Origin of the sequence: Kitasatospora sp. NPDC056138, assembly GCF_042264695.1 — a bacterium.
Classification (GTDB): Bacteria; Actinomycetota; Actinomycetes; order Streptomycetales; family Streptomycetaceae; genus Kitasatospora.
In genome coordinates this window covers 120,832-133,682 of record NZ_JBHJVK010000001.1, presented here as the reverse complement: position 1 = coordinate 133,682, position 12,851 = coordinate 120,832, and the positions used below count along the sequence as shown (strand labels likewise).

Genomic DNA, 12,851 nt, shown 5'->3' with positions numbered 1-12,851 from the left:
GGGCCTTTCATCGGGGGCTTGGCGACCGGTCCGGAGCCGACCGGGGAAGGTCCGGGGTCGGCACACGGGCGGATAGTACCGCCCGAAAGTGACCGATTCGGGGAGACCGGGCGAGGCCGCCGGTCACGGGAGGCGGGCCACCAGGACGTACTCGTTGTACTTGAACACCCGCCCCGCGGCCTCGGGGAACGGGAAGGAGTAACTGCGCAGCACCGTCAGCCCGGCGTTCTCGGCGTGCTCCCGGAGGCCGTCGAAGTCCACCAGGCGGACGTGCGTCGGATCCGAGCGGTACCCGGCGGGCTGGGGGGTGATCAGGACCACCCGGCCCCCCCGGCGCACGCTCGGCAGGTAGCCCTTCAGCAACTGCGCCCCCGTCGCCGCGTCCAGGTGCTCCAGCACGTGCGCGACCAGCATGCTGTCGAAGGCGCCCGGTCGGCCGAGCTCGGGGTCGCTCTCGAACTCGGCCGCGGTGCAGGCCCGCAGGCCGCGGGCCCGCGCGGTGGCCACCGAGGTCTCGTTGTGGTCCACGCCGACGCTGCCCGGCGCGCAGTGCTGCAGGTTCCGGCCGACCCCGCAGCCGACGTCCAGCACCCGGCCGAGCCGCAGCCGGCGCAGGTTCCAGCGGTACGGAGCCTGGGTCGGCAGCAGCCGCTTGATCCCCGACTGCTCCAGGGTGACCAGCCGCTCGGTGTACGAGGCGCCGGCGGTGGCCTCCCCCGCGACGGAACCGGGGGCGGGGGAGCCGGGCTGCTGCGGCTCGTGGACTTCGGACATGGCGGTGGCCTCCCGGGGCTGCCGGCACGCTCTTTCTCAGGCGCGACGGGTTGATACGAGATCGAGCTGTGACGGAGAGTAGAGGCGCGGCGAAGCCGCCGCCCGCGCGATTCACTCGAAGGTACGACGCCGGTAACCGAGATTCCGCCAACTCGTTACGCGCTTGGTGGGAGAGTCGGTCGAGGCCGCTCGGGGGTGCGGACCAGGCCCTGACCGGGCCGTTCCGTGACCGGTCTCCCCAGGCCGCAATCCGGCCTGCGTCCGTCGGCGGACCGGTGATCTCCGGCGGCCCTCGTGTCCCCGTGGGAAAGAGTCCAATGCCCCGTTTCAGCGTGATCGTCCCGGTGTACCAGGTTGAGGAATACCTGACCGAATGCCTCGACTCGGTCCTCACCCAGTCCTGCGCGGACTTCGAGCTGATCGCGGTCGACGACCGCTCACCGGACGGCAGCGGCGCCGTCCTGGACCGGGCCGCCGAAGGGGACGAGCGGGTCCGGGTCCTGCACCTCGCGGAGAACGTCGGACTCGGCCGCGCCCGCAACGCCGGGCTCGGCATCGCCACCGGCGACTACGTGATCTTCCTCGACAGCGACGACACCCTCACCCCCGGACTGCTCCAGGCGGTCGAGGAACGGCTGAAGTCCTGCGACGACCCGGAGATCCTGGTCTACGACTACGCCCGCTCCTACTGGGACGGCCGGGTCGTCCGCAGCAGCTCCGCCCCCGTCTTCGCCCGCTCGGGACCCGAGGTCTTCACCCTCGACGACCGGCCCGACCTGCTCGAACTGCTGATGGTGGTCTGGAACAAGGCGTACCGCCGCAGCTACGTCGAGGAGCAGGGCCTGACCTTCCCGGCCGGCTACTACGAGGACACCCCCTGGACCTTCCCCGCGCTCCTCGCCGCCCGCCGGATCACCATGCTCGACCGGGTCGGCGTCCACTACCGCCAGCGCGAGGGCGGCGGGAACATACTCGCCACCGCGACCCGCAGGCACTTCGACGTCTTCGACCAGTACGACCGGGTGTTCGCCTTCCTCGACGGCCGGCCGGACCTCGCCCGCTGGCGCGCCGTGGTCTACGGCCGGATGCTGCACCACCTCAACACCGTGGTCAGCAAGCCCGGCCGGATCCCGACGGGTGACCGCCGGGAGTACTTCCGCCGGGCCGCCCGCCACTGCGCCCGGCTGCGCCCCGCCGACTACCGGCCCGCCCCGGACGGCGGGCGCGTCCGCATCGAACTCCTCAGCCGGGGGCGTTACTTGACCTACCAGGCGATCCGCGCCCTGGCCCGCAGTCGGCACGCGGCGACCCGCGCCGCGCGGCGCATCCTCTAGCGGATCCCCCGGGGAAGGCGGGCGTACCCGCCGTCCGGGAACCGCACGCATGGAGGGGTGCCGCCGCCCGTCTGCCCCTGTCTGCCGCAGTCGGCCCCGACCTCCCCGGCTGCCCGGTCCACACAGCTGCTCGACGCGGCTGCGCCGCGCCCCCGGGCGGTGCACCGCGGGTCGCCGGGTGGTGATCTCGCCCATGCGGGTGGTCGTCGCGCGCAGGGCGCGGACGGTGGTGGAGGGGAGGTCCCGACTGTGCCAACCTCGGTGCCCAGGGGCCTTTCCGCAGGTGGAGCGCCGGTCCGCGCGCCACCGCTGCCGCCCCGCCCCCGACGACCCGACGGAAGCGGATCACCATGCCCGACGCGGCGACCCAGGCGCCCGAGGACTCCGAGGGGGCAGGGCTCCGCCCGGCGGCCCGTCCCGGTCGGCTGGCCCCGTCCGCACTGCTCCCGTCCGCCGTCCTGCTCCTCGCACCCCCGCTGCTCCACCTGCTCCGCGCCGATCTGCTGACCCTCGTCCTGCTCTGGGTCGCCACCGCGGCCCGGTTCCGCTCCCGGCTCAGCGCCCTCGACCGGCTGGTCCTGGCCGCCGGACTGCTGACCGGCTGGTGCTGCCTGCTCGGCGTCCTCGCCTCGCTCTGGCCCTGGGGCCTGCACCCGGTCGCCCTCGCCGAGGCCACCGCCCTGCCGCTGGCCGTCGCCGTGCCGGCCCGGCCGGCACGCCTCTTCCGCCGGAGCTTTCGGGTCCCGCTCGCCGACCGCCTGCTGCTGCTCGCGATGGCGGCCGTCGGCTGGTGCTACCTCCGCCCGCTGCTGGCCGAGGACGCCACCGGACGGCTGGCCGCCCTGTTCCACGGAGAGGACCTGGCCCGGCACTTCGCGCTGTACGACGCCGTGCTGAGGCTCGGCGGCTATCTCGTCTTCCACCCCGAGCAGGCCGCCGTCGCACTCCAGGAGGGTTTCCAGAGCTACCCGCAGGGCAGCCACCTGGTCCTGGCCGTGCTCACCGGCTTCGTCCGCAGCGGCACCGGGGCGCCGGAGTCCCTGGCCTCCCTCGGCGCCTTCACCCTGCTCGCCGGAGCCGTCCTCACCGCCTGCGTGGCGGCCGTCCTCTGGGCGGCCTGCCGGGTGGCCGGGCCGGCGCTCGGCGGCTGGGCGGTGCTACCGCTGTGCGCGCTGACCGGCGGCTACCTGGTGCTGGCCGAGGCGACGCCGCTGCTGCTCGCGGGCTTCGAGAGCGAGCTCTTCGGCCTGGGACTGTTCGCCCTGCTCACCGCGCTGGCGCTGCGCCCGGTCGGCAGGCCGGGCGAACAGCTGCTGCTGCTCGGCTCGTTGACCGTCTCACTGGCCTTCGCCTACTACCTGCTGCTGGTCCCCGCGGTGCCGGTGCTGCTGATCTGGGCGGTGGTGCACCGGCGGCGCCTGCGGCCGGTGCGGCGGACGGCTTCGGCCGCCGCCGTCCTCACCGGCGCGGCGGCCGCCCTGCCCGTCCTGGCCAACTGGAGCCAGGCCGACTCGCCCGCCGTGCTGGCCATGCCCGGCGCCGTCCAGCCGGTGGTGCGGCACCTGCTGCTGCCGCTGCTCGCCCTGACCGTGCTCGGCCTGCTCACCCGGGCGGCCCGGCGCAACGCCGTCCGGCGGGCCGCGCTCGGTGCCGTCCTGGCGGTGGCCGGGATCGTGCTCGTCCTGCGGCAGTACCAGCTCGCCAGTACCGGGCACACCGAGTACTACTACGAGAAGCTGCTGCACCAGCTGGTCGTGGTCGGCATGGCCGCGCTCGGCGCCGCCGTCGTCCCGCTGTTCGGACCGCCCGGGCGGCGCGGCCGCGCGGAGACCGGTGCCGACCGCCGTACGGCTCCGCTCGCCCGGGCCGCCTGGTCCGGGGCCGCCGCCCTCGCGGTGCTGGCCGCGCTGGTCCTCAACTCCCAGCCGGACGAGCGGATCACCCGCAGCGGCTGGCAGGACAGCCGGGCCGCCGGCTACCTGCACGGCGCCGACGCGGCCCCGTTCAGTGCCGCCCTGGTCACTGCGGCGCACGCCTCCCGGCCGGTGCCCGATCCCAGGATCGGCGTCCTGCTCACCGAGCCGAGGCAGGGTGAGGACCCGCGGTTCTACGAGGGCAATCTCTGGCTCGGCGTGCTCGCCCGCGACAACGGCCGCTCCTGGCGGGCCTGGATCTGGGGCCGCTGGCGCCACACCCCGCAGGAGATCGTCGACTTCGCCGACGGCTCCCCGGTCCCGATGCGGGTCTACCTCGACGATCCGGTGCTCGCGGCCGACACCGAGCGGCTGGCCGGCCCCGGGCGCCGGGACCGCCTTGAGGTCGCGCTGGTCAGCTACGCCGAGAACGGCCGGCCGATCGTCCCCCGGGCTTACTGATGAAGCATCAGCCGCCCCTCCCGTGTGCCCCGTTCGGGCTCATGCGACCCCGCATCGATGCCCCGCCCGGGTCGCGCCTCGTTGCGCCCGGGGCAGTGCCGGAGGACTGCCCGGCGCCGCCCGACGGTGCGACCGGGCCACCCGCACTCCTCGCCCCCTCCCCGACGGAAGCGAAGCAGCATGCCCGATGTGGCCATTGAGGTACCCGACGACCCGCAGCTCGCCCCGCCCGACCCGCAGGCGTCCGCCGCCACGCCCGGGAGGCACCCCCGGGCCCGTCGGCTGCCCGCCGCCACGGCCGAGGCGGCCCTCGCCCTCGCGCTCGCCGTCGGCTTCATGGTCTGGGCCCGCAACATCCATGTGAACCCGCTGATCAGGGTCGGGCAGGTCAGCGGGCTGGCCAGACTCCAGTTCCGCGCCGCCCTGCTGGCGATCCCGCTGCTGGCCGCCGTCCTGTGGGCCGCCCACCGTGCCGGGGGCCCCCGCTGGCACCTGGCGCTCCGACTCGGGTGCGCCGCCGTCGCCGGGCTCGGCACCGGGATCGTCGCGGGCGGCATCGCCGTCGCCCTGCGCGGCACCCCCTGGGGCCTCGGCGGCCAGGACGGCGACCCGGGCACCCTCCAGGGCTACGCCGCCTCCTTCCTGCGCGGCGAGGGACTGCCCGACGTCTACCCGCCCGGCTTCATCGTGCTGCTCGCCGAATGGGCCAGGTACCTGCGCGGCGGTCACGTCGGCTACGCCCTGAAGGACCTCCAGCTCCTGCTCAGCGCGGTCTTCGGTCCGCTCTGCTACCTCGCCTGGCGCACCCTGCTCCGCCCCGCCTGGGCGCTGGCCGTCGCCCTGCCCGCCGCCATCCTCTTCCTCGACCCGATCCGGCCGTACAGCCATCTGGTGATGGTGGTGCTGCTTCCGCTGATCGGCCGCCTGCTCACCGAACTCACCCGCGTCGCCGAGCTGTCCGCCCGCGCCGCCCTGCTGCGCGGTGCGCTGCTCGGCGCCGTGTTCGGGCTGCTCTTCCTGGTGTACTCGGGCTGGTTCGTCTGGTCCGCGCCCGGCGTCCTGGTGGCCGTCCTGCTGCTCGTACCGTGGCGCCGGGGCAGGGCCGCCCTGACCCGGGCGGCCGGACTGCTCGGCGCCACCGCGGTCACCGCCGCCGCCGTCGGCTCGCCGCTGCTGCTCAGACTCGCCGCGCACGGCGCCGGGACGGTCGACCGCTACGCCTACTTCGACGTCTACATCGACCCGGCCTACGTCCTCGGCTGGCGCTCCGACCGCTCCGGCTGGCCCGCCGCCTGGGCCTGGCCGCCGCCCGGGGAGCTGGCCGGGCAGACCACCTTCTCGCTGCTGGTCCTGGCCGGCCTCGGCCTCGCCCTGGCCCTCGGCCTGCGCCGGCCCCCGGTGATCGCCGCGCTGAGCTGCCTGGCCAGTGCCTGGGTCCTGCGCTTCTGGTTCGCCGGCCACATGCAGCGCGACCAGGCCGTCATGCTCTACCCGCGCACCACCTGGCTGATCCTGTACGCGCTGATCGCCCTCACCGTGCTCGCCGCCCTGCTGCTCTCCGGCGGCGTCCGCGCGGCGTGGCTGCGCCTGACCGCCGGACGGCAGGTGCGGCTGCCGCGCTTCCTCGGCCGCAGGCTGGCAGCGGGCTCGCTCTGCGGGCTGGCGGTGTTCGGAGCGATGGCCGCGTCCTGGTCCGCCAACCGGTACATGCCGCAGGACCCGCAGAGCGGCACCATGGGCATCGACGCCTACCGCTCGCACACGCTCCAACGGGCGGACGGCAGCTGCCCGTTGTACGCTCCCGGGCACACCTGTGCGGCACCGCGCGAGGACTGGCGGCCGCAGGACAGCAAGGACACCAGGCTCTGGTGCGGCAACGTCTCCCCCGAGAACTGGCCCTTCTACTGCGGCGGTCGGGCGCCGTCGCCGGACCGGTCCGGGTGAGCCTCCGACGCTGACCCGCCCCCGGAGTGCCGCCCCCGTCCCGCCGGTCTGTCGGGATATACAGGGTTTTGCTCGGATTCACCCTTTCTGTCCCCTCTCAACTGCCCCGGCGGGGCGGGAGTGTGCCGATGGACTTCCTGACCCGACTGCCGGTGATCGGCCCGCTGGCCGCCCGAGTGCTGCGCAGCCGCCCCTACCTGGCCCTCGAACACTTCAACGACCTCAAGGGGCACCGCCTTGCCGGGGCCGTCACCTTCTTCGGCTTCCTCGCGCTGTTCCCGCTGCTCACCGTGGCGCTGGCGATCGCCGCCGCGACGCTCTCGCACGCGCGCGTGCAGCAGCTCCAGAACGACATCGGCAAGCAGATCCCCGGCCTCTCCAACGCGATCGACCTGAACGAGGTGGTCGCCAACGCCGGGACGATCGGCGTGATCAGCGGCGTGGTGCTGCTGCTCTCCGGCCTCGGCTGGGTGAACACCATGCGCGGCTCGATCCGCGAGATCTGGCAACTCCCTGAGGAGGGCGGCAACTTCGTCCTGCGCAAGAGCTGGGACTGCGTGGTCCTGCTCGGCCTCGGCCTGGTCACCGCCGTCTCCCTGGGGGCCTCCGCCCTCGGCAGCACGCTGGCCCAGCACGTCGCCCACGCGATCGGCCTGGCCGGCGACGGCCCCGGCCGCTACCTGCTGGCCGTCGTCGGCTTCGTGATCGCGGTCGCCTGCGACGTGCTCCTGTTCGCCTACCTGCTCAGCTTCTTCCCCCGGATCGGCGGGCAGCGCCGCCGTACCGTGCTGATCGGCGCGCTGATCGGCGCGGTCGGCTTCGAGGTGCTCAAGGTGCTGCTCGCCTCCTACCTCAGCAAGGTGGCCGGGCGCAGCATCTACGGCGCCTTCGGCGTCCCGATCGCCCTGCTGCTCTGGATCAACTTCGTCTCCCGGCTGCTCATGTACTGCGTCTCCTGGACCGCCCTGGACGACCCCGAGGCAGCCCGCGAGCGGGCCATCGCACAGGCCAGGGCCGCCCTCGCCGCCAACGGGGCCTGACCGGCCGCCGCCCCCTCCACCACCCGAGACCCTCCACCACCCGCTCCCTTTCACCACCCGCCCCGTCCACCACTCACTCCGCCCGCCCCCGCCTGGAGGCACTCGTGATCAGCGCCGAACCCGCCCTCGTCCCCGCCCCCGACGCCGCACCCCGCACCCCGGACGACGTGCCCGGCTGGTTCTGGAGGACCGACCAGCAGGTCTTCGGCTGGTTGCTGGACCGGCAGACCGCCGCCGGGACCAGCGGCGACATCCTGGAACTCGGCACCTACCTCGGCCGCAGCGCCATCCTGCTCGGCAACCACCTCCAGCCCGGCGAGACCCTCACCGTCTGCGACCTCTTCGACTCCGACGCGCCCGACGACGACAACTCCGCCGAGATGGCGATGTCGTACCGCGGGTCCCTCACCCGCCGCGCCTTCGAGGCCAACTACCTGGCCTTCCACCGCCACCTGCCCACGGTGATCCAGGCCCCGACCTCCGCCCTCGCCGACGGCCGCGTCCGGGCCGGGAGCTGCCGCTTCGTCCACGTGGACGCCTCGCACCTGTACGAGCACGTCACCACCGACATCCAGGTGGCCAGAGCGGCCCTCGGCCAGGACGGCGTGATCGCCCTGGACGACTACCGCTCCGAGCACACCCCGGGCGTGGCGGCGGCGGTCTGGGAGGCGGTCTTCGACCACGGGCTGCGACCCGTCTGCCTGACCCCCGAGAAGTTCTACGGCACCTGGGGCGACGCCGAGGCCGTCGGACGGGAGCTGCGCGCGCGTGACTGGCGGGGCGAGGGCTACCGCATGGACGAGGACACCATCGCCGACCACAGGGTCCACCGCCTCGCCTGGGACGGACCCGCCAGGAACGCCCTCGAACGGCCCCGCCGCTCCACCGTCCGGCGCCTCGCCCTCGACCTGCTCCCCCCGGTCGCCACCCGGGCCATCCGCCGCCGGTCGGCCCGCCGCCGCAGCTGACGTGCCGCCCGGCGGCTTCGGCCGCGACGGCCGGGCACCCGGCGCGCGGGGAGCCTCGCGAGACCGGCGGCGACGCTGCCGCGCCCTGTTCCGTGCTGCGCGTGCCCCCGGCCGGTCGGGCAGCTGCCAGGCGCTGCCCGACCGGCCGGGGGCGGCCCGTCAGTCGGGGCGGGCGGCGGTCGCGCCCACCGGCTCGGTCGTGCCGTCCGGTTCGGTGGCGGAGGCGCTCCGGAGCTGTTCGGCCCGGTTCCGGCGGCGTCGCGCCAGCAGGCCGAGCAGCGCGACCGCCCCGGCCGCCGCGCACAGCCCGGCGGCGATCCACCCGCCCGCGCCGACCTCGTCCCGCCGGACCGGCACGGCGTTCGGCGAGTCCCCGCCCTGTGTCCCCGACCCCTGCGAGTTCGCCTTCGCCAGCCCGTCCGGCTTGCCCGCCGACTCGTCCACGAGCCGCCCCACAGGGGCGACCTTCCCCGCCGCCGCGAAGCCCCAGTCGAGCAGCGCCGCCGTCTCGTCGTAGACCTTCATGTACGACTCGGGGTGCATCACCGCGACCAGCAGCGTGCGCCCGTCGCGCTCGGCGGCGCCGACGAAGGTGGCGCCCGCGTTGGTGGTGTAGCCGTTCTTGACGCCGATGAGGCCGGGGTAGCGGCCCAGCAGCCGGTCGGTGTTGGCGATGCCGAAGCTGGTGCGCCGGCCGGTGGCCTTGTCGTAGGCCCCGGGGAAGGTGGCCGTCTTGGTCGAGCAGTACGACCGGAAGTCCGCGTTGCGCAGTCCGGCCCGGGCGAACAGCGTCAGGTCGTACGCCGAGGAGAGCTGGCCGTCCGCGTCGTAGCCGTCGGGGGAGACCACATGGGTGTCGTGCGCGCCCATCGCGTCCGCCTGGGACTGCATCTGGGCGATGGTCCGGTCGACGCCGCCGTTCATGTGGGCGAGGACGTGCACCGCGTCGTTGCCCGAGCTCAGGAAGACCCCGCGCCACAGGTCCTCGACCTGGTAGTCGAGGTCCTCCTTCACCCCGACCAGGCTGCTGCCCTCGCCGAGGTTCAGCAGGTCCTCGTGGGTGACCCGGTGGACCGTCGAGCGCGGCAGCTTCGGCAGCACGGTGTCGGCGAACAACATCTTCAGCGTGCTGGCCGGGGGCAGCCGCCAGTGCGCGTTCTGGGCCGCCAGCACCTCGCCGCTCCCGGCGTCCGCCACCAGCCAGGACCGGCCGGTCAGGTCAGCGGGGAGGGCGGGGGCCCCGGCCTTGGGCGACACCTGGACCCCGGACAGCGCGAGCCGGGGGCCACCGGTCGTCGACATGCCCGGCGGGGGCTGCTCCTCCCGCGGCGGCGCCGCGGCGGCGCAGAGTGAGACGGCGGCGGCGACCACCGCGCAACGGTACGTGAGGTGACTGGCTGAGAGCACGGAGTGACCGTACCCAGGGCGTGGCCGGGCCGGTCGCCGCGCCGCGCGCGTCCCCCCGACGAGTGCCGGTCGCTGGGCCGTGTGGCCGACTCCTCATACTGGACTGCGACCCGACCTCCCCGCCCGCAAGGACGCCCCATGAAGCTCAGCCGCCGCACCTCCTGGTTCCTCGCCGCCTTCGGCGTCTGGTCCCTCATCATCTGGACCACCTTCGTGAAGAACCTCTGGAAGGACTCCGGTGGCCAGGCCTTCACCAACGGCGACCACTCGCAGCCCACCGCCTTCTTCTGGATCCACCTGCTGCTCGCCATCACCTCCCTGATCCTCGGCCTCCTGGTCGGCAGCATCGGCGTGCGCGGCCTGCGCGCGGACAAGAAGGCCTGAAACCGGGTTCCCCGGCCGGGGAACGGCTGAGGCCCCGTCCGTCGGACGGGGCCTCAGCCGTTGGTGCGCAGGGGATCAGAAGCGGCGGGTCACCAGGGCCCGCTTCACTTCCTGGATCGCCTTGGTGACCTCGATGCCACGGGGGCAGGCCTCGGAGCAGTTGAAGGTGGTCCGGCAGCGCCAGACGCCCTCGCGGTCGTTGAGGATCTCCAGGCGCTGCTCGGCACCCTCGTCACGCGAGTCGAAGATGAAGCGGTGCGCGTTGACGATGGCGGCCGGGCCGAAGTACTGGCCGTCGTTCCAGAAGACCGGGCAGGACGACGTGCACGCGGCGCACAGGATGCACTTGGTGGTGTCGTCGAACCGCTCACGGTCCTCCTGGGACTGCAGGCGCTCGCGGGTCGGGTCGTTCCCCTTGGTGATGAGGAACGGCATGACGTCCTTGTACGCCTGGAAGAACGGGTCCATGTCCACGATCAGGTCCTTGAGGACCGTGAGGCCCTTGATGGCCTCGACCGTGATCGGCTTCTCCGGGTTGACGTCCTTGATCAGGGTCTTGCACGCCAGCCGGTTGCGGCCGTTGATGCGCATGGCGTCGGAGCCGCAGATGCCGTGCGCGCAGGAGCGACGGTAGGTGAGGGTGCCGTCCTGCTCCCACTTGACCTTGTTGAGGGCGTCCAGGACGCGCTCCTTCGGGTCCATCTCCAGCTGGTAGTCGACCCACACCGGGTCCGGGTGCTCCTCCGGGTTGAACCGGCGGATCCGGAGGGTGAAGGTGATCAGCTGGGTGCCGCCGGCCTCGGCCGCGTCCAGAGCGGCCGAGTGCTTCTCCACAGTCGGAGTGCTCATCAGTACTTACGCTCCATCGGCTGGTAGCGGGTCGTGACGACCGGCTTGTAGTCGAGGCGGATCGAGGTGGTGCCGTCCTCGGCAACCTCCTGGTACGCCATGGTGTGCTGCATGAACTTCTCGTCGTCGCGCTTCGGGAAGTCCTCGCGGTAGTGACCGCCGCGGGACTCCTGGCGAGCCAGCGCGGAGACGACCAGCACCTCGGCCAGGTCGAGCAGGTTGCCCAGCTCCACGGCCTCCAGGAGGTCCGTGTTGTAGCGCATGCCCTTGTCCTGGATGGCGACGTTCTTGTACCGCTCGCGCAGCGCCGCGATGTCCTCGACGGCCTGCTTGAGGGTGTCACCGGTGCGGTACACGGACGCGTTGGCGTCCATCGACTCCTGCAGCTCCTTGCGGAGCTGCGCGACCGACTCGGTGCCGGTGGACTCGCGCAGGCCGTCGACCAGGTCCTGGACCAGCTTGCCCGGGTCGGCCGGGAGCTCGACGTAGTCGTGGTTGTGGGCGTACTCGGCGGCGGCGATGCCCGCACGGCGGCCGAACACGTTGATGTCCAGCAGCGAGTTGGTGCCCAGGCGGTTGGCGCCGTGCACCGAGACGCACGCGACCTCGCCGGCCGCGTACAGGCCGGGGACGATGTCGGTGTTGTTGCGCAGCACCTCACCCTCGACGTTGGTCGGGATGCCGCCCATGCCGTAGTGCGCGGTGGGCTGGATCGGGATCGGGTCCGTGTAGGGCTCGATGCCGAGGTAGGTGCGGGCGAACTCGGTGATGTCCGGGAGCTTGGCGTCCAGCTGCTCCGGCGGCAGGTGGGTGAGGTCCAGGTAGACGTGGTCGCCGTCCGGACCGCAGCCGCGACCCTCGCGGATCTCGCTGTAGATGGCGCGCGAGCAGACGTCACGGGACGCGAGGTCCTTCATGACGGGGGCGTAGCGCTCCATGAAGCGCTCGCCGTCCTTGTTGCGCAGGATGCCGCCCTCGCCGCGCGCACCCTCGGTGAGGAGGATGCCCATGCGCCAGATGCCGGTCGGGTGGAACTGGAAGAACTCCATGTCCTCCAGCGGCAGACCGCGGCGGTACGCCACGGCCTGGCCGTCACCGGTCAGGGTGTGGGCGTTCGAGGTGACCTTGAACATCTTGCCGGTGCCGCCGGAGGCGAAGACGACGGCCTTGGCCTGGAAGACGTGGATCTCGCCGGTGGCCAGCTCGTAGGCGACCACGCCGGCGGTCTTGCCCTCGTTGATCAGCAGGTCGAGGACGTAGAACTCGTTGAAGAACTCGACACCGTGCTTGACGCAGTTCTGGAACAGCGTCTGGAGGATCATGTGGCCGGTGCGGTCCGCCGCGTAGCAGGACCGGCGGACGGGGGCCTCACCGTGGTTGCGGGAGTGCCCGCCGAAGCGGCGCTGGTCGATCCGGCCCTGGTCGGTCCGGGAGAAGGGGAGACCCATCTTCTCCAGGTCGAGGACGGCGTCGATGGCCTCCTTGCACATGATCTCGGCGGCGTCCTGGTCGACCAGGTAGTCACCACCTTTGACCGTGTCGAAGGTGTGCCACTCCCAGTTGTCCTCCTCGACGTTGGCGAGGGCGGCGCACATGCCGCCCTGAGCCGCGCCGGTGTGGGAGCGGGTGGGGTAGAGCTTGGTCAGCACCGCGGTGCGGCCGCGCTGCGTCGACTCGATGGCCGCGCGCATGCCGGCGCCGCCCGCGCCGACGATGACGGTGTCGTACTGGTGAATCTGCATGGGGGTTAGTCGCCTCGTCCGGGTCGCTTACCGA

The 12,851-nt window shown here is 73.1% G+C and carries 10 protein-coding genes; 6 read left to right on the top strand and 4 right to left on the bottom strand.

The features are described 5' to 3' along the window. Positions 1 to 123 precede the first annotated feature (123 nt). Complete coding sequence (locus tag ACFC1R_RS00550) at positions 124 to 774, bottom strand: class I SAM-dependent methyltransferase (RefSeq protein ID WP_375930435.1); 651 nt, start codon at positions 772 to 774, stop codon at positions 124 to 126. 317 nt (positions 775 to 1,091) lie between these two features. On the opposite strand from ACFC1R_RS00550, the gene ACFC1R_RS00545 reads away from it, so the two are divergent. The 5 genes from ACFC1R_RS00545 (at position 1,092) to ACFC1R_RS00525 (ending at position 8,435) form a co-directional block, all read left to right on the top strand. Beyond that, positions 1,092 to 2,108 carry a glycosyltransferase family 2 protein gene (locus ACFC1R_RS00545; protein WP_375930432.1) on the top strand — a complete coding sequence of 339 codons (1,017 nt, stop codon included), beginning with the start codon at positions 1,092 to 1,094 and terminating at the stop codon, positions 2,106 to 2,108. Positions 2,109 to 2,458: 350 nt separating this feature from the next. Beyond that, the gene (locus ACFC1R_RS00540) at positions 2,459 to 4,483 is read left to right on the top strand and encodes a hypothetical protein (protein ID WP_375930429.1); all 2,025 of its coding nucleotides are present in this window, start codon (positions 2,459 to 2,461) and stop codon (positions 4,481 to 4,483) included. Between the two features lie 189 nt (positions 4,484 to 4,672). Beyond that, entirely contained in the window at positions 4,673 to 6,427 is a 1,755-nt protein-coding gene (locus ACFC1R_RS00535) for a hypothetical protein (RefSeq protein WP_375930426.1), read from the top strand. A gap of 128 nt (positions 6,428 to 6,555) precedes the next feature. Continuing rightward, positions 6,556 to 7,467 (top strand): YihY/virulence factor BrkB family protein, encoded by a 912-nt coding sequence (locus ACFC1R_RS00530; protein ID WP_375930423.1) that lies wholly within the window; start codon positions 6,556 to 6,558, stop codon positions 7,465 to 7,467. A 104-nt stretch (positions 7,468 to 7,571) separates the two neighbouring features. Beyond that, entirely contained in the window at positions 7,572 to 8,435 is an 864-nt protein-coding gene (locus tag ACFC1R_RS00525; RefSeq protein WP_375930421.1) for a class I SAM-dependent methyltransferase, read from the top strand. Between the two features lie 159 nt (positions 8,436 to 8,594). Here ACFC1R_RS00525 and ACFC1R_RS00520 read toward each other — a convergent pair whose 3' ends face one another. Beyond that, on the bottom strand, positions 8,595 to 9,842 hold the full coding sequence (locus ACFC1R_RS00520) for a D-alanyl-D-alanine carboxypeptidase family protein (protein WP_375930418.1): 1,248 nt from the start codon (positions 9,840 to 9,842) through the stop codon (positions 8,595 to 8,597). Positions 9,843 to 9,980: 138 nt separating this feature from the next. Between ACFC1R_RS00520 and ACFC1R_RS00515 the strand changes: the two genes are divergently transcribed. Continuing rightward, entirely contained in the window at positions 9,981 to 10,226 is a 246-nt protein-coding gene (locus tag ACFC1R_RS00515; protein WP_375930415.1) for an SCO4848 family membrane protein, read from the top strand. Between the two features lie 75 nt (positions 10,227 to 10,301). Here ACFC1R_RS00515 and ACFC1R_RS00510 read toward each other — a convergent pair whose 3' ends face one another. Together ACFC1R_RS00510 and sdhA are read right to left on the bottom strand one after the other, a co-directional pair. Next, positions 10,302 to 11,075, bottom strand: a complete 774-nt coding sequence (locus tag ACFC1R_RS00510; RefSeq protein ID WP_045305389.1) for a succinate dehydrogenase iron-sulfur subunit — start codon at positions 11,073 to 11,075, stop codon at positions 10,302 to 10,304. Next, complete coding sequence (gene sdhA / locus ACFC1R_RS00505) at positions 11,075 to 12,817, bottom strand: succinate dehydrogenase flavoprotein subunit (protein ID WP_375930412.1); 1,743 nt, start codon at positions 12,815 to 12,817, stop codon at positions 11,075 to 11,077. The genes ACFC1R_RS00510 and sdhA overlap by 1 nt, the downstream gene beginning before the upstream one ends. Positions 12,818 to 12,851 lie beyond the last annotated feature (34 nt).